Annotated in this window: 13 protein-coding genes and 2 pseudogenes; 9 read left to right on the forward strand and 6 right to left on the reverse strand. The window is 49.4% G+C overall.

Annotation, left to right across the window (positions count from 1 at the left end):
* Positions 1-2: 2 nt before the first annotated feature.
* From DFO56_RS08560 to DFO56_RS08575, 4 genes are all read right to left on the reverse strand, one after another.
* The gene (locus tag DFO56_RS08560; protein ID WP_045513610.1) at positions 3-2,159 is read right to left on the reverse strand and encodes a DEAD/DEAH box helicase; all 2,157 of its coding nucleotides are present in this window, start codon (positions 2,157-2,159) and stop codon (positions 3-5) included.
* Between the two features lie 462 nt (positions 2,160-2,621).
* Positions 2,622-3,032, reverse strand: coding sequence for a phage polarity suppression protein (locus tag DFO56_RS08565; RefSeq protein WP_045513613.1), 411 nt, complete (start codon positions 3,030-3,032; stop codon positions 2,622-2,624).
* On the reverse strand, positions 3,029-3,235 hold the full coding sequence (locus tag DFO56_RS08570; RefSeq protein WP_072051666.1) for an ogr/Delta-like zinc finger family protein: 207 nt from the start codon (positions 3,233-3,235) through the stop codon (positions 3,029-3,031). Before DFO56_RS08570 ends, DFO56_RS08565 begins: the two co-directional genes overlap by 4 nt.
* Before the next feature lie 3 nt (positions 3,236-3,238).
* Positions 3,239-4,036: a hypothetical protein gene (locus DFO56_RS08575; protein ID WP_045513616.1), complete on the reverse strand. Its 798-nt coding sequence runs from the start codon at positions 4,034-4,036 to the stop codon at positions 3,239-3,241.
* A 558-nt stretch (positions 4,037-4,594) separates the two neighbouring features.
* Between DFO56_RS08575 and DFO56_RS08580 the strand changes: the two genes are divergently transcribed.
* From DFO56_RS08580 to DFO56_RS08620, 8 genes are all read left to right on the forward strand, one after another.
* A complete protein-coding gene (locus DFO56_RS08580; protein WP_045513618.1) occupies positions 4,595-4,861 on the forward strand; it encodes an AlpA family transcriptional regulator in 267 nt (88 codons plus the stop codon).
* The gene (locus tag DFO56_RS08585; protein WP_045513621.1) at positions 4,858-5,406 is read left to right on the forward strand and encodes a host cell division inhibitor Icd-like protein; all 549 of its coding nucleotides are present in this window, start codon (positions 4,858-4,860) and stop codon (positions 5,404-5,406) included. Before DFO56_RS08580 ends, DFO56_RS08585 begins: the two co-directional genes overlap by 4 nt.
* Positions 5,407-5,411: 5 nt before the next feature.
* Positions 5,412-5,636, forward strand: a complete 225-nt coding sequence (locus tag DFO56_RS08590; RefSeq protein WP_370447802.1) for a hypothetical protein — start codon at positions 5,412-5,414, stop codon at positions 5,634-5,636.
* Complete coding sequence (locus tag DFO56_RS08595) at positions 5,633-5,953, forward strand: DUF5375 domain-containing protein (RefSeq protein ID WP_045513627.1); 321 nt, start codon at positions 5,633-5,635, stop codon at positions 5,951-5,953. Before DFO56_RS08590 ends, DFO56_RS08595 begins: the two co-directional genes overlap by 4 nt.
* An 11-nt stretch (positions 5,954-5,964) precedes the next feature.
* Complete coding sequence (locus tag DFO56_RS08600; RefSeq protein ID WP_045513629.1) at positions 5,965-8,298, forward strand: primase-helicase zinc-binding domain-containing protein; 2,334 nt, start codon at positions 5,965-5,967, stop codon at positions 8,296-8,298.
* A gap of 841 nt (positions 8,299-9,139) precedes the next feature.
* On the forward strand, positions 9,140-9,973 hold the full coding sequence (locus DFO56_RS08610; protein WP_045513635.1) for an integrase arm-type DNA-binding domain-containing protein: 834 nt from the start codon (positions 9,140-9,142) through the stop codon (positions 9,971-9,973).
* Entirely contained in the window at positions 9,966-10,979 is a 1,014-nt protein-coding gene (locus tag DFO56_RS08615) for a hypothetical protein (protein ID WP_052679829.1), read from the forward strand. The genes DFO56_RS08610 and DFO56_RS08615 overlap by 8 nt, the downstream gene beginning before the upstream one ends.
* 364 nt (positions 10,980-11,343) lie before the next feature.
* Complete coding sequence (locus tag DFO56_RS08620) at positions 11,344-12,351, forward strand: restriction endonuclease (protein ID WP_045513639.1); 1,008 nt, start codon at positions 11,344-11,346, stop codon at positions 12,349-12,351.
* A gap of 48 nt (positions 12,352-12,399) precedes the next feature.
* Here DFO56_RS08620 and DFO56_RS08625 read toward each other — a convergent pair whose 3' ends face one another.
* Both DFO56_RS08625 and DFO56_RS08630 read right to left on the reverse strand, forming a co-directional pair.
* Positions 12,400-12,696: a SymE family type I addiction module toxin gene (locus DFO56_RS08625; protein ID WP_045513640.1), complete on the reverse strand. Its 297-nt coding sequence runs from the start codon at positions 12,694-12,696 to the stop codon at positions 12,400-12,402.
* 246 nt (positions 12,697-12,942) lie between these two features.
* Positions 12,943-13,194, reverse strand: a pseudogene (locus DFO56_RS08630) (hypothetical protein); the annotation flags it as partial.
* A gap of 194 nt (positions 13,195-13,388) precedes the next feature.
* Here DFO56_RS08630 and zorD point away from each other — a divergent pair.
* Positions 13,389-16,634, forward strand: a pseudogene (gene zorD, locus DFO56_RS08635) (type I Zorya anti-phage system protein ZorD).
* The last annotated feature ends 394 nt before the right edge of the window (positions 16,635-17,028 follow it).

The following is a 17,028-nucleotide window of genomic DNA, read 5'->3' on the forward strand; positions in this document are numbered from 1 at the left end:
AGTTATAAACCTAATGCTTTTCTCAAACTTTCAATCACATCCTGTGGCAAGTCTTCTTTATGTATCTCACCTGAAAGCAATTCTTGGACGACCTCTTCCAATTGATTTTGGCGCTTATAAAGTTTGTTCTTCTCTTGCTCGGTCATATCTCGATTTACAATTCTTAAATATTTTCTCTCTTCCGCGGTAGGATATTTAAATTCTAAAACATAGCCATTGTCACGTACCTGTTCAAATTCATTTTGGATCGCTTTCATGTTTTCACCGACACCGAAAACTCTCAACCAAGCTTTAGTGCGGGTCATTGCTGTAAATAAAATATTCCTTTTGGTACCTAGACCCGTGCCCTCTGCACAATACTGAGCATTGATTACATATACCATCGCTGCTTCATTACCTTTGGCCCGATAAATTGAAGTAAACATTACAGAATCTTCTTCAAAGAAGTCATCGGGAGAGCCGCTAACACCTGCCAAAGTTGAAGATATGCCTCTTTTAAAAAGCATATTTCTTGCTTCAGCAACAGCAGTGCGTGTAGTTAAAGGATTCGAGTGGATTACCATTATATCATCAGGCTTAAGCTCATCTTCTTTGATATTTTTCTCAATGGCATTGACTAAGGCAAGGCTCTGTCCATCAGTGTCATTAAAGCATTGGAACTGGATGATTTCATCATGAGAACAATATTTCTCTAGGAGTTCTGGACTTGCTTCCTTACGTCTGCGGATGACTACATCCTTACCCTCTGTTAATTCGCCATCAAGTATCTCATAACCAATTTCTTGCCACAGGGGAGCATAGTCAAACATTTGAACAAGTTGACGTGAAAACTTTGGTTGCCCTTCGGGCGTTAGCCCTGAAAAAATTTCTCTATACACACCGAATCCAAGGGCATGTGCGCTAGTCAGTATAGGTGCAGGGTTTCTGTAGCATTTATCTAAAATAATATCTTTGTCTGGTTCATTAACATTATTTGTCAAAGTAACATACGGTTTGCCATTATCATCTGTACCCCATATTTTTTCTGGAGATGGTAATGAGCTCTCTGTTAAGGTTTGAAGTTCATCATATGCATAAACTAATCTTTTATTCTTATCTAAAAGGTTATAGCAAAGGTTAAGGAATTCAACAGAGAAATCCTGTGCCTCATCAATTAAAATCAAGTCGTACATAGGACGAGGATTGCTAACTTCTTTTAAAAACTCACCACAGGCGTGTGCAAATGCTTTATCGCGGCCAGCGACAGATGATGCTGTGCCAAAGTCTTCATATGTCACGCCATTTTCGAGGCAAGCATTATAATAAATCCCCTCGATCTTAGGGCTTCCCCATGCATGTATAATGTGAATTTTATCCCAATCAGGAAGCTCATTGGTTTGCTCATAAACGAAGCTGGTAATAAGTTTTTTGAATTGATTCTTTAAAGAGCGTGTATTAAAAGTTACAGCAATGCGCCATTCTTTATTTTTTGCATACAAATATGCGATTTTTCTCGCAAGGACAATGGTTTTACCTGAGCCTGCGAGCCCCCTAATTCTTTGGACTCCATTTACTGTTTCAAGAACTGCCTTGCTTTGCTGGCTATCGAGATTAGTTATTGACTGATCTAGCTTGATAAGGATTGCACCTTTAGAGTCGTCCTTAGTTACATTTTCCCGTTTTTTAGCTACTTTAACTCTCGACACTGCTTGAATCACAGATACTAGATGGGGGTAATTTTCTTTTTCATTCCATTCTAATTTATCGATATATTCTATTAAGGAATGTTGGTTCGTAGAAATAGGGTAGTCAGTATCAATTCTATCAAAATCATCTTTCAATACAGGTGCAATTGTAATTACATTGATATTAACTAATAACTTGCGTCTTTCCATGAGTTCTTTATATTGTTTTAATTTTGACTCAAGTAAAGTGAAGCACTCATCTTGTATATCTTCAATAGAATCCGGGAGCTTATTTCCTTCGATAAGGTTGAAAGCCAAAACTCCAAGTTGCGGCGATATTAAAAGAGCATCAATTTCATACGCACCATCCACGGTGCCTATAATCGGATACCCTATGTATAAAGTGCCATCTAAGCCATCTTTAGACGTAAGCCATTCACGCAATGTATGCGATGTTATAGGCTTCTCTGTTGAACCATTAATGACGTTTAACATAGTGTGTATCCCTCCATTTTGATTGAGCTAATAATAACCTGCACTTCATTAAAGAGCCATTGTGTTTATTGGGTGATGTTTACTGCTGATACGCCATGCTCATCCTTAATGTACCCGCCTGGTCATAGCTTTACTCTCTCTTACACTGCCCGCCTATCCTGCGAACGTGCACGGCAGAGGAACACGCTCAGACAAAAAAATTCACAGTATATCCAGCGCGCAGTGCTTTCCCCTCCTCGCCTGCCCGCTTCACGGGTCGGTTTAAATGCAGATGCATGACCGGGCTCAGACCGCGCCGGGACTGGTGCGGGCGGGCATGAGGCGGATGCAGGAATAAATGCAGTTAAATGCAGCATATGCATGCAGGGTATTTTTTAAATAATTAACGGATTTTTTTGGGGATCTTTCAGGGGCGGGAGGGTGCGCCCGGCAGGGGATTACCGGGGCGCATTTTTCGGGGTTTTATTCCTTCTGGCAGTCGGTGCGCGACGCTTTATCGGGTCTGATGCCGATGGCATTCAGCACCGCGCAGCTCTCATGATTAATCCCGTTACCGGCGGCCAGCCAGGAGGCGAGCGCATCGCGCAGGTGGTGCGTTGCCCGGTCGAGCGCCCGGTGTTGCAGGTGCGCCGGGAGGCTGCGGATATGTATCAGCTCCGGGGCAAGAATGGCGGCCAGCTCTGCGCCGTGCTGATGCATGAAGCCATCAAGCCGGTGGCTGATGCTGAGCGCCTGGACGGTCTCATGGGCGCGGATGTACTGCCGTGCGGCCTGTTGGGTTTCTTCCGGGGCGCAGGGCGTTTCCCGGCGGCGCAGCCACACTGCACGGTGGTGCAGGCAGGCCTCTGCGGCCTGCGTCAGGGTGTTGGTCATGGTCTCTCTCCTGCGGTTAAAAGCGCCACGGCGTTTTCCGGCATGGCGGGCTGACGTATCACCCCGTCGAGCATCTCGGAGGTGCGGAACGTGGCCGAACATTCAAGACTGGTGCACTGGTGATAGCGCTGCTTGAGGTTGTCCGACACATACCGGCTGGTGCGGGTATGCGCGGGCTGTCTGCAGTACGGGCAGTGAAACATGGCTCAGCTCTCCGCCTGCTTTTTCCGGGCGGCCAGCTCCGCGGCAAGCTGCATACGTCTGGCAGGGCTTTTATAGAGGGTCATGTCCACGCCGGTCAGCGGCGGGCGGTGCAGGCCGAGCTGAGAGATAACCGGCTCATTGTCCATGTCGAAGGTATAGAACTGTGCCTGTAAGGCAACATGCTGTTGCAGCTCCTCACCCAGCACGTCACCAGGGCGTGACTCACCTTTCAGCTCCAGCTCACGCAGGCGCAGACAGTAAGCGCGTACCAGCGCCGGGCTGATGGTGTTCATCGCTTCTGACCAGGCCGCCTGTGCGCAGACGGTAAGTGCGGTCGCATGTTCATCGACATACTGTCTGCCGGTCGCACACGCCTCAAGCATGGCGCGGGATTTGTCTGTCTCCAGTTCGGCAATCAGGCCGGTGAACTCCTCTGCCAGCTCACGCCCGGCCATGCGGCGGCCGTGTTCGGCTTTCAGCTCCGGTGTCATGGCTCCGCTCAGGCTGCGCAGGCGGGTACGCCAGCTTTTGTCGGCCTCCGCGCTTTCCTCAAGCGCAGTCTGCCGTTCCTTTTCGCTGCGGGTGATGGCTGCGTTGATGTCGTTCAGCGCCATCATGCTGCCGGTGTGGGCGGCTTTCGCCTCTGTAAAGCGGGTGAGCGCTTCACTCACGGCGGCGGCATTGTTCTGTGCCGTCTTTTTACTGGCGACTGCAACGACATTCTCGATAAGGGCGCGGTCGGCGGCAGGCCGGGTGCCGGCAACGGTTTTCATCAGGGCGGTGATAATTTCAGTTTTCATGGCGGGCTCTCTGTTTTCAGTGTGAGGGCATTCTGCCGTGGCCTGCACAACATCACGAGCTGTTGCTGTTGTGACCGGGATGGTACAGAAAGCTGCTAAAAAAACCGGCTCGCCAGAAAGAGGTCGCAGGAAAACCCCTCTCACTGTTTGTTTTTCTGTATTTAACTCTTCACACTGTTCACCAAGAATATAAATATTAAGTAATACAGTAAGTTAAGGGGTGAACAGTTGAAGGTCTGACTGTTCACCCACTGTTCACCACTGTTCACCCGTCGTTTAAATTCTTCCCGACTGTCTGGTTTTTATTTGAATCTTTCTCCCTGTTAATAAAAGGAATTTAATAGGCAGAAGTAAAATCATCTGACTTATTTTTAACCACCACATCACCATTCAACAGTATTCGACACCATTCCACACCCGCCTGTTTTTCAGGCATTTTTGCAGGCGCATCAGGCCGCTTTTGCCCTGTTGCATTGTCTGCTTTTATTCACAAAATAGAGCGCTACCTGACGCCGGAAAGACATGACCGGCACCATACGGACTTTATGAGGTAGCCCGATGCACACCGCTTTTTCTTCCCCGATTTCCGCCCCTGCCGCCCCGTTAATGCCGGGGACTGAGCCCGCTCAGGAGCGCTTTCTGCGCCTGCCCGAGGTGATGCACCTGTGCGGTCTGTCGCGCTCCACCGTTTACGATCTCATCAGCCGGAATGCCTTTCCGCAGCAGGTCTCCCTGGGCGGCAAAAATGTTGCCTGGCTGCACAGCGAAATCACCGCCTGGATGGCTGCCCGCATCGCCGACCGTAACCGGGGCTGTGACGCATGATGATGTCCGTCCTGCAAAAACTGCCTCTTCCTGGCTTGCTTCTTCTGGCCGTTTCCAGGTATAGTTTTCCCGCTGCCGCAAAATCGGCAGCCGGGCGTGAGAACCCGAGTTACTCAGTGGCGACACCGGACGCGCCTTGCGTCTTTTTTTGTGTCTGTGCCTTTGTGCACCTGTTGTTTACGCACCGGCGTTTTAACCGTTGCCGTATCTGCATAATGGTGGCTCAGGCGGGGCAGCCCTCGGGCTGGCCGGTACCCATTGAGGCCGGTTTCTCACCCCCGTCTGGGCTGCCACCCGAGCGTGAGAACTCCGGTGGTGGCGATAACCGCTACTCAATGGAGGCTGCCACTATGGCCACGACCCTCACCCTGTCACACCCGCAGTTTGTCTATGTCTTCGCTGCCGTTCGCCGCGCAGACCGCACACCCCGTATCTGTATGCTCCGCACCGTTGCCGGTGACGAGCGCGCTGCACGCCTTAACCTTATCCGGGACTACATTATCGCCTTTGCCGGACGTCTGCCGGTGGCGGAGGTGTGCGCGTGAAAGACCTGACCCTGACGCTCACCCGTGATGAGCTTGCGTGCCTGGAGCACCTGCGTAACGTCGGCCAGTTCGTGAATGCCATGACGCTGTTAAATGACAGCGTGACGGTCAGCCGGGAACCGGCGCACCAGGCGCAGCTCTCCTCCGTGATTTACCTCATGACCACCCAGCTCGACGATGTGGTGGAGCGCTGCATGCAGCGCTGGCTCACTGAGGAGGTCGGCGTATGAAAACCCCGTTAACGCCCGCGCTGCGCGCCGCGCTTTACCGCCGCGCCGTGGCCTGCGCCTGGCTGACCGTGTGCCATCGTCAGCACCGTTACCCGCACCTCACCCTCGATGCGCTGGAGTCAGCCATTGCCGCCGAGCTGGAGGGCTTCTACCTGCGCCAGCACGGCGAGGAGAAAGGCCGCCTGATTGCCTGTGCCCTGCTGGAAGATTTAATGGATGCCGGTCCCCTGAAAGCCGCCCCGTCGCTGTCCTTTCTCGGTCTGGCCGTGATGGATGAACTCTGCGCCCGCCATATCAGCGTGCCTGTCCTGCACTGAGGAACACACCAATGAAAATGAACGTAACGGACACCGTTAACATGGCGTGCGGCCACTGGCCGCGCATTCTCCCGGCGCTGGGCGTCCCGGTCATCAGAAACCGGCATCAGGCCTGCCCCGTCTGTGGCGGCTCTGACCGCTTCCGTTTTGACGATAAAGAGGGGCGCGGAACGTGGTTCTGTAACCAGTGCGGCGCGGGTGACGGGCTGAAACTGGTTGAAAAGGTGTTCGGTGTGTCTGCATCGGAGGCCGCCGGGAAGGTGAATGCCGTGACCGGCACCCTGCCGCCGGTTGCCCCGGCAGACACCGCGACCGCAGATGCCGGAACGGACGCCGCGCGCAAAGCGGCGGCAGCACTGGCGGCTGAGCTCGTGGCCTCTGCCCGCCCGGCCACCGGTAACGCCTACCTGACCCGCAAGGGGCTGGCTGACCGTGAATGCCTGACCCTCACCACCCCGCACAAAACCGGGGGTGTGAGCTACCGCGCCGGGGATGTGGTTGTCCCCCTGCATGACGACACCGGGGCACTGGTTAACGTCCAGCTTATTAACGCAGACGGAGAAAAGCGAACGCTCAAAGGCGGGGCGGTGAAAGGCGCATGCCATATCATTGAAGGCCAGAAACAGGCGGGAAAACGCCTGTGGATAGCGGAGGGGTATGCCACGGCGCTGACCGTGCATCACCTGACCGGCGAGACCGTGATGGTGGCGCTGTCCTCCGTGAACCTCCCTTCCCTGGCGAGCCTTGCCCGCCGTCAGCACCCGGCCCGCCAGATTATCCTCGCCGCCGACCGTGACCTGAGCGGTGACGGCCAGACAAAAGCCGCCGCGGCCGCAGACGCCTGCAACGGGGTGGTTGCCCTGCCGCCGGTGTTCGGGGACTGGAATGATGCGTTTGCCCTGAACGGGGAGGATGCCACGCGCCGGGCAGTTTACGACGCCATCCGCCCGCCGGTTGCCAGTCCGTTCGACACCATGAGCGAGGCGGAATTTACCGCCATGAGCTCCAGCGATAAAGCCCTGCGGGTGCAGGAGCACTACGGCGAGGCGCTGGCGGTGGATGCGAACGGCCAGCTCCTGTCCCGGTATGAAAACGGTATCTGGAAGGTGATACCACCCTCGGACTTTGCCCGCGACGTGGCCGGGCTGTTTCAGCGCCTGCGCGCCCCGTTCTCGTCGGGGAAAATTACCTCGGTAGTGGAGACCCTGAAGCTGATTATTCCGCAACAGGAGACGCCTGCGCGTCGCCTGATTGGTTTCCGTAACGGGGTGCTGGACACCAAAACCGGCACGTTCAGCCCGCACAGCAAATCGCACTGGCTGCGTACCCTGTGCGACGTGGATTTCACCCCGCCGGTGGCGGGCGAAACGCTGGAGACCCACGCGCCGAACTTCTGGCAGTGGCTCGACCGCGCCGCCGGGGGCAGTGCTGACAAACGCGATGTGATACTGGCCGCGCTGTTTATGGTGCTGGCGAACCGCTATGACTGGCAGCTCTTCCTCGAAGTGACGGGGCCAGGCGGAAGCGGCAAGAGTATTCTGGCCGAGATTGCGACCATGCTCGCAGGCGAGGACAACGCCACGTCGGCAACCATCGAGACGCTGGAATCACCACGCGAGCGCGCCGCGCTGATTGGCTTTTCACTTATTCGCCTGCCTGACCAGGAGAAATGGAGCGGGGACGGGGCAGGACTCAAGGCCATCACCGGGGGCGATGCCGTGTCGGTTGACCCGAAATACCGCGACGCGTATTCCACGCATATTCCGGCGGTGATTCTGGCGGTGAACAATAACCCGATGCGCTTCACCGACCGCAGCGGCGGCGTGTCCCGTCGCCGGGTGATTATTCATTTCCCGGAGCAGATAGCCCCGGCAGAGCGCGACCCGCACCTTAAGGACAAAATCGCCCGCGAACTGGCGGTCATTGTGCGCCAGCTCATGCAGCGCTTCAGCGACCCGATGACCGCCCGCACGCTGCTCCAGTCGCAGCAGAACTCAGACGAGGCGCTGCGCATCAAGCGCGACGCCGACCCGGCCTTTGATTTCTGCGGTTATCTGGAGGCGCTGCCGCAGACTAACGGGATGTTTATGGGTAATGCCAACATCGTGCCGCGCCAGCCCCGTAGCTATCTCTATCACGCCTACCTCGTGTATATGGAGGCAAACGGGTTTAAGCATGTGCTGAGCCTGAAAATGTTCGGAACAGGGCTGCCGATGATGCTGAAAGAGTACGGTATAAACTACGAAAAGCGGCACACAAAACACGGGACGCAGACCAATCTCACGCTCCGGGAAGACAGTAACAGCGACTGGCTGCCGAAGTGCGACGAGCCCGCAGCGACATAACCTCACCAGACCGGCAGCCGCCGGTCTTTTTTTATCTGACATCCCAGGTGGTGAACAGTGCACTGTTCACCCTTCACCTTCTGTTCACCACTCAAGCAACTGAAAGTAAAGGGAAAAAGAGGAGGGTGAACAGTGTGAACAATAAAACCAAAAAAAACTTTTTACCCCCCCTCACTCCACATCCTTATGTGGCATTCCTTTGCCTCAATACGTAAGTCCGCGCAGGGGTGAAGAGTTGAGTGTTCACTCTTCACCAACTCATCACCTTCTATCTTTATGATATTAAATGGAAAATTATCGAGGTGAATAGTGTGAACAGTTAGGTGCAAAAAAACTTTTTTGCATATGATGATGCTGTGCACAAGTATCCCGGTTGTCTGCGTACGCCACATGTCACGATTAAAACCTGAAGAGGGTTATGTAAGGGCGGCTCTGAGATTAATGGAATGTTAATTTTTGTTCCGGTAAGGATCCTGACAGCGGAACCTCACCGGCAGGAAGTACCACCCTTAAAAGGTATAAGCTCCTACCTATTATCAATGCTATGGCATCAAAACGTCTGGGGGCACAAAAGGGGGCATATGTTAATGATAAAAATTAAAAATCTTTATAAATTAGAATGTTAATTCGATATTTGAGTCCGGCCTTCGCACCAAAAGCATGCGAAAGGACCTCAAAAGAGGTCTTTTTTTATGTCTAAAATCCAGTACTTATCAACCTTTCCCGCTATATTAACTCTCTCAAGGTCAACCGACATCAACGTACATCTACCAACACATGTTGGTACAGATGATGGTATTTCCGGTTCGATAATGCTTGTACCAACAGGGAGGGGATAAGCATGGCTCTAACAGATATCAAAGTCAGAACAGCCAAGCCAATGGATAAGCAATATAAGCTGACCGATGGCAGCGGCATGCACCTTCTTGTCCATCCTAATGGTTCTAAGTACTGGCGTTTGCAGTACCGTTTTGACGGCAAGCAAAAGATGCTGGTACTTGGGGTTTATCCTGAAATCACACTGGCGGATGCCAGAGCACGTCGTGATGAACCTCGTAAGCTGCTAGCGAATGGCGTCGATCCGGGAGGCAAAAAGAAAAATGATAAGGTTGAACAGAGTAAAGCACTTACCTTCAAAGAGGTGGCGATCGAGTGGCATGGCACCAATAAAAAGTGGTCTGAAGATCACGCCCATCGTGTGCTTAAAAGTCTGGAAGATAATCTCTTCGTAGCGCTTGGTGAACGTAATATCACTGAGTTAAAAACTCGCGATTTATTAGCATCAATTAAGGCCGTGGAGATGTCTGGACGTCTTGAGGTTGCAGCCCGCCTCCAGCAGCGTGCCACAGCTATCATGCGTTACGCTGTAGGCGATCACGATCCGCGTAAACCTAAATCTGTGAGTGAAAACATGGTGAACAAGGCTCTGTGGATGACGGGCTATGACACGAAAACGGAAGTTTGTTGCCATAGTTTCAGGACGATGGCGTGTAGTAGTTTAATTGAATCGGGATTGGGGGCGAGGGATGCAGTGGAGAAGCAAATGAGCCACCAAGAACGCAACTCTGTGCGGGCGGCGTACATCCATAAGGCGGGGCATTTAGACGAGAGAAGATGGATGTCGCAGTGCTGGGCCGCTTACCTGGATGCGAATCGTGATATAAAAAATGAATAGCATCACCATTGATGCAGGCACGTTGTTTAAAACAACATCGATAGACGGATTGAATATTATGAGTTTCGAGAAAATAAAGAAAAACTACTTTTATATTATATTGTCAGTGTTTTTAATAAGTAATGCTTTCCTTCCGGGAAAGACTCTACCTTTTAAAAGAATATTAATTTTCACCTTGCTGTTTATAACTGTTGTCTCGGCCTTTCTTAATAAAGAGAAAGTTTATGCAATACTTCGGTATTTTATTTATCAAAGCAATGAAAAAACAATCAAGAGAGTATCTGGCGGTGCGTCACTTTTTTCGTGTATTTTTCTCGTTTTGTTTCTTCTTTTATTAAATCTGGGATATTTATGGGCTGCCAGATGTTCTTTTTTATTGTTTATTATTTCTGTGAGTGTTAGCGCTGTATTTGTTTTTTATGAGCTTTGGCATGACAGTGATGTGATTTTACAAAAAATTAAACCAGTCTTTTTGGGTGGAATTTCTTTGCTATATATTATTACGAACGCCTATGCATCCAGTTATTTTTTGGATTTTAGTAATATGGACCTCGGTGATTCACCCTTGCTTGAGCTGGGCTGGAAATCAGCATTTTTTGCAATCTGGTTTTTTGTATTTCTTCAGCCTATATCATATGCATTTTTCCTGTATGCATCGAATAAATTTAAGGGCCACAAATTTCTGGCCGGCATGGGCTTTTTATTTTTAGCCTCATTTTTATCAGCTGCTGCGTTACACTGGGTCAATAATATTATAGTACTTACATTAGACTGGGCAACAAAGAGTGAATGGCACACGTTTGCAACATGTGGCTCGTTAAAGATCAGTGATTCAGCAGAACGTTATTTCGGTTTTAATACAGATAAATATACAGTTTATTATTCTAATCATGATGGGAAATGGGGATTTGATGAAATAAAGTGTATTAAAGATGATAACAATCAAGATGCATTTATACGTGTTGCTGTGAGTCAGTCAGAGATGCCCAAATGGTTCAAAGAATAAAAGTCTTCATAGGTGCCTGATGAATATTCGACTTTGATTCTCAATGTATTTGTTTGTCGTGATTTTAGCCCCTTTCGTAGGGCTGGAGTCTATTTTTATATTGCTGTTATTACCGTGACTTAGAACATACATGCTTATTTCTGCTATATAATCTCGTTGCACATCAAAATAGTACGCTGAGAAAAGTAATCTCTTTCTAACCCTATCTTCTTATGATACTTGCGCAGGTAGGATGCAAAAGGTGGAACTGATATGTGAGAAGAGAGCGGTAAAAAAAGTGGTGTATCTGTCATCAGGCTTTTGACCGTCCAGAAAAGCAGGCTTATGATCCGGCGTGATTTCTTATATTAATTAGGGGACAGTTATGGATAACAAAATGTGGATGATCCGCGGGGATGCGGGAAAGCTCTATGATGACTTTCGCGATAAACAAATCGTTGGTATCGGCTGGTCTCAGCTTGCACCGTTAGTTAAACCGGGCCTCTCTCGCGCGCAATTAACGGCGCTATATCAGGAGGTCGATCCGTTAAGTAAACCGGGTACGGTGCGCTCCGGGGCTTCGCAGATCTGGCGCTTTGTGAATGAAATTAAGAAAGGTGATTGGGTCATTACCTATTCTCCCGCTAACCGTACTTATTTGCTGGGCAAAATTACCTCTGATTTCCAGTATCATCCGGAATGGCAGGAAGAGGGGATGGGCATTGCCCGCCAGGTGAAATGGAACGCGCAAGAAATCGAGCGTGACCGGTTATCCACCACCACCAAAAATACGCTGGGTTCAACCTTAACGGTGTTTTTGCTGCCGGATAGTGCCGCTAAGGAATTGCTCGAAGACAAAAAGCCTGCCGCTGAAGTGCTGGCGCAGCAACCGCTGCTGGCTGAAGACGAAGAGGTGTTATCCGATCCTTTACGGGATATGGAAAGCCTGGCTTTTGAAGCGATTAAAGACCGGATTAATTCCCTGGACTGGGACGACATGCAGGATCTGGTGGCGGGTGTTTTACGCGGCATGAAATATAAAACACAGGTCTCTCCGGCCGGAGCCGATCGCGGGAAAGATATTATTGCCTCGCCCGATGGTTTTGGTTTTGAAAATCCACGCATTATTGTCGAAGTTAAACACCGTCGCGAGCAGATGGGCAGCCAGCAGATCCGCAGCTTTATTGGCGGGCGGCATAAAGACGATCGCGGGCTGTATGTCAGCACCGGCGGGTTTACCAAAGAGGCGCGCTACGAAGCGGACCGCTCAACGATACCGCTGATGCTCTGGACGCTGGACGATCTGGTGCGGGCGCTGATTGAAAACTACGAGAAAGTGGATATCGACACGAAGCTGCTGGTACCGCTGAAAAAAATCTTCCGCCCGGCATAGTTAATTTTTGAAATAAACCGCTCCCGGCGTAAACAGGGAGCGTTGCTTTCAGGCGGTGATACGTTTACCTGCGGCTAACAACGCGCCCAACTCCAGCGAGGTTCTCAGCAGTGGTTTTTCCGGTGGTCGCCTGGTGGTCAGCAAAATGGTGCCCTCCATGACCAGCATATCCACTTTGGTGCCGGTGGTAAAACCCGCCGCCTCCAGCCACAAACCTTTCATCATAATCGCCGGGGTATAAACAAAATCCTTGTAGCGACTCGCATAACTCACGGTCAATTGACGATAACTTACCGCCGGGACTTCTTCCGGCTCACAAACTGCAATACAATCCACGCCAGTCATAATTACTATTCCTCGTAAATAGTGATTGTGATCAGCGGTGCGGGTGTGTTGCCCCACATCCCCACCGCGCTAAAAAACAGCTGTAAAAACAACCATGACAAAAATAAAAGTCCAGCAAAAAACAGACAATAATCGGCACCATCCGGAATAATCAATAAAACGCGCGTGAAATATTTCAAACGCGTTTTAAAATGCCCGAAAAATAAAAACGCACGGCGTTAACCGTGCGCAAAATAATAAAGAGAATTATGCTTTTTTACGTGACGACTTTTTTCCTGTGCTTGCCGCGCGCTCGGCTTTAATTTTTTCCAGCAATGCAGCCGCGCTATTTTCCCCGGAGATCAGATCCGGGTTTTCTGCCCGCCACTGAGCAGTAAGCTCACCGCGAAATGCGTTCGCGAGGATCGACTGAGTGAGGTTGTTCACGCGGGCAAGCGCAGCGTTGACCTGCTTTTCAATTGTATCGGCGTAGGCGAAAAGCTGTTCCACGCGGCGGACGTAACGAAAGACATTCGTGATCAGGAAATACTTAACTTACTTAAACAACTCAATGCTACGGTCAGTGACAAGCGTAATATCGGCGGAGCGCTGCATGTTCGGCTTTCCTCACCTAATGCAGGAGACGTTGAAAAGCTTATCCGCTTAGGTTTTAAACAAAAAAATGGCGATCCACTGACCTTCTGGAGTAAATAATGCTCAAACGCCTGCTCAGTAAATTCAAGGGTAATGATTCATCCTCAGAGAAACTGGTTCGTCACCGTTATCAGGTTGAAGAGTCAGGATTATCGTTTTTATTTAACCTTGCTGATGAGGATGCGCTATGGCCTTTGGTTGCTTATATGGAGCAGCTTGCGGAAGAAGAGTATGTCGTTGAGTTACCCGATCGTTGGCTGCTCAGTTGGGATGAACTGTATCGTCTGGCAACAGATGAGGAGCATCAAACCAGCCTGCCATTATTAGGCATTCCGGAGGTCAAGCCGCTGAAGATTTGTCTTGCGGGTAGCGGAAGCCTAAGTGACGCCGAATTTAGTGTTTATATTCGTGACTGGAAGGAAAATGCTAATGACCGGGTCGTCCAGATTGAAAGAACGGGAGCGATATTTCGCACCCCTGAAGGGCAATTTTTACAAACCAAAGAGAATTGGCAGCTCCTGTCTGCTTTACAGCACTTCCGCGATGAACAGCGGCGCAGCGCGGGAGAAAATACCAACCAGCTTGGCTGGGCAAAAATACGACGCTTAGCTAAAAAGGCACAGGCCGAATTAGACCACTATCTGACAAAGACGATTGTGGTTAAGCCTGAATCATTGAGGCTTAAACTGCGTAAAGCGACCATTCACAACACGCCAGTCATCGAAATAGAACCTGCTTTCGATGACCAGCCGGCGCAATGGTTAAACAGTTTCGATAACAATAAGTTGGTTCAGGATCAGTATCGTGTGTTGGGAGAGGATGGCTCACTCAGCCACGTAATTATTTCTCCTGAAGTTAAAGAAGTACTCTCTTCTGTTCATTCCATTACGGGACGGCGCGTGGCGGGTGATGATGCAATCTCATTTATCCGCAACCCCTACACCTTCATTGGTGAGGATGCCGCCCGAGTTGTACCACCTGAACAGCATGAAGAAGCGTTGCAGGATGCGCATATATTTTTCCATCGTTTCTCTGTCACGCCAGTGCTTGATGATGAAACAAAAAGGATCGCATCCGTTTCCCTTGTTTTAGCGCCTATTGCCGCACGGCCGCAACCCGCGATTACTTTTTCTCTGACAAAAGCACATTAGTTTGACGAATTTATTCAGGAACTGGCTGTAAAACTGGCATCAGGTTTACCTGCGGGTATATGGCAGGGTTATGAACTGGAACTCAGCCAATTAACATTAGAGCAATTAGAACAGTACCAGGCGCTCTTGTTTCGCTGGCAACAGGAGATCGCCGGTGTCGAATTTGATGATGTTTTAGATCTGAATAAATATGGTGATCGCGTTATTGGTATTGGTGAGTTTGAAAAAATTTCCTCTCCCTTTTTAATGAAAGGGGAGAGTGAAGACTGGCTGCCTGAGACCTTAAGTGAAGCTTTGTTGGCGAGTGATTTTTTTGATGGCTGGGAGCAGCAGAGCCAGGAGCAATTATTCGATCTTAAAGAACGAATTGAATCTGCAGAGTTTCACCAAGAAACAACAGTATCAATGCCCTGGAATGAACAATCGCTGCCGATTGATGATGCAAAATTATTATTAAAAAGCTGGCAGAAGAAAATTGAAACGCTGGAGAGTGGCTCTGATAAAGAACTCGGCGAACCAGAAAAAAGAGCCGTGCTGCAAATTGAACAAAATATTGAGCATGCGGCTTATATCAGGCAACGTCGCGAGGCATTGTTGAATGCGAAAGAGGCAGAACCCGTGCTGCCTGTGTTGCTTAAAGAACATATCCATCTGCGTGAGCATCAACGGCAGGGCTTAGCATGGTTGCAGCAGTTATTTCTTAAATCACCGGAAGAGACCTCAGGCTGTTTATTGGCTGATGATATGGGGTTAGGTAAGACGCTGCAAATCCTGGCCTTTATTGTATGGTATATAGAAAAAAATCCAGATGGTTTACCCACGATGATTGTTGCGCCCGTATCGCTGCTGGATAACTGGGAACGCGAGCTGGATAATTTCTTTCATACCGCCAATCTTGAAGTGCTTAAACTTTATGGCAATGCCGTAAAAGCGGTTAAGTTCCATAAGGATGAAATCCCCACAGAACTGAGGGCACAAGGTATTAAAAACCTGTTGCGCCCAGGCTGGGTGGGGAGGGCAAAAATCGTATTAACAACCTACGAAACCTTACGTGATCAAGAGTTCTCTCTCGCACGCCAAAAATGGTCAATTATGGTTTGTGATGAAGCGCAAAAGATAAAGAATCCAGCTGCGCTAATTACCCATGCGGCGAATGCCATTCAGGCACAATTTAAAGTTGCCTGCACAGGAACACCTGTTGAGAACACATTGGTTGATCTCTGGAGTTTGTTCGATTTTGCCCAGCCGGGTCTTCTCGGTGCGCTCAATGATTTTGGCGAAAAATATTTAAAACCTATTGAGGGTATTCCGGAACGAAACCGAGCTGCGCTGGAGTCGTTGCGACGCATTATTGAGACGCAAACATTGCGCAGGACGAAGGAAGAGGTGGCGAAGGATTTGCCTAAAAAAATTGAAGAATTGTCCTGCAAACAACTCACTATGATTCCTCTACAGCGTGACTTGTATATTTCATCGATTGCTTCATATCAAAACAGGCAAAAAATGCAGGATGAATTGGAACAATCGGGGGCTGGAATGCTTGGCTTACTGCATCGGCTAAAATTGATTTGCGCACATCCTTACAGTGTAAAACCGGATAATCGCTTGAGAGAACATTCACCTAAGCTTGCATGGATGATGAAAAGGCTGGATGAAATTAAAGCTAAAAGCGACGACAAGGTTATTATTTTTAGCGAGTTAAGAGATATTCAGCGTGAGTTACAGTACGCTATTCATCAGCGGTTTGGTTTCAAACCGTATGTTATCAATGGCGATACCAGCACAACGAGTTCGAGTGTCAATAGTAGACAAAAACTCATTGATGCCTTTCAGCAACAGCCAGGCTTTGGGATTATTATTCTGTCCACAATTGCGGTTGGTTTTGGCGTTAATGTGCAGAAGGCAAACCATGTCATTCATTTCACCCGTTGCTGGAATCCGGCGAAAGAAGACCAGGCGACAGATCGGGCATATCGTATTGGTCAGACAAAAGATGTATATGTTTATTATCCAACGATAAAAGATGCAAACATGCCGACGTTTGAAGAAACACTGGATGCATTGCTACAAAAACGACGATCACTGGCACGTGATATGCTGTGTACGAAAGGAGATTTAGCCTATGAAGATTTTAATCAACTTCTTCGTTCCTGATTCATTATCAAAATAGCAGAGGATTGTGGCGTAAACCGCATTATGCAGGAGCCTATATGTTGCGCTTTTTAGCACTGTAACGGTAATGGTGGTAAATAGCTACGCAATGCTGAAGAAGATTAAGATTTAAATACTTGCGTCTGATGTAATTCGATAAACGGTTCTGCATGTCATAAGGTTTTATCTTCTGGAAACATAAGTTTTTCTTCGTCGCGATCATAAAAAATCATATATACCGAGTGATGTTCACTGAAACCCGCACTACTTTTCCCCACGCGAAAGCAAATAACGCCCGATTTTGAAATGTGAAAATCTGGGCGCTCCGTAATACCGGTGCCACTCAGCTTGGCCTGCAGGTTAAAATGTGTATCGGGCTCAAGGTCATAGTGGCAAC

This window comes from Kosakonia sp. AG348 (assembly GCF_003337365.1).
Lineage (GTDB): Bacteria > Pseudomonadota > Gammaproteobacteria > Enterobacterales > Enterobacteriaceae > Kosakonia.

Coding starts and splice junctions, on each gene's coding strand:
- DFO56_RS08625 (WP_045513640.1), bottom strand. CDS start 12,696: ATGACTGGCGTGGATTGTATTGCAGTTTGTGAGCCGGAAGAAGTCCCG.
- DFO56_RS08570 (WP_072051666.1), bottom strand. CDS start 3,235: ATGTTTCACTGCCCGTACTGCAGACAGCCCGCGCATACCCGCACCAGC.
- DFO56_RS08565 (WP_045513613.1), bottom strand. CDS start 3,032: ATGACCAACACCCTGACGCAGGCCGCAGAGGCCTGCCTGCACCACCGT.
- DFO56_RS08615 (WP_052679829.1), top strand. CDS start 9,966: ATGAATAGCATCACCATTGATGCAGGCACGTTGTTTAAAACAACATCG.
- DFO56_RS08620 (WP_045513639.1), top strand. CDS start 11,344: ATGGATAACAAAATGTGGATGATCCGCGGGGATGCGGGAAAGCTCTAT.
- DFO56_RS08585 (WP_045513621.1), top strand. CDS start 4,858: ATGATGATGTCCGTCCTGCAAAAACTGCCTCTTCCTGGCTTGCTTCTT.
- DFO56_RS08580 (WP_045513618.1), top strand. CDS start 4,595: ATGCACACCGCTTTTTCTTCCCCGATTTCCGCCCCTGCCGCCCCGTTA.
- DFO56_RS08575 (WP_045513616.1), bottom strand. CDS start 4,036: ATGAAAACTGAAATTATCACCGCCCTGATGAAAACCGTTGCCGGCACC.
- DFO56_RS08595 (WP_045513627.1), top strand. CDS start 5,633: ATGAAAACCCCGTTAACGCCCGCGCTGCGCGCCGCGCTTTACCGCCGC.
- DFO56_RS08610 (WP_045513635.1), top strand. CDS start 9,140: ATGGCTCTAACAGATATCAAAGTCAGAACAGCCAAGCCAATGGATAAG.
- DFO56_RS08600 (WP_045513629.1), top strand. CDS start 5,965: ATGAAAATGAACGTAACGGACACCGTTAACATGGCGTGCGGCCACTGG.
- DFO56_RS08560 (WP_045513610.1), bottom strand. CDS start 2,159: ATGTTAAACGTCATTAATGGTTCAACAGAGAAGCCTATAACATCGCAT.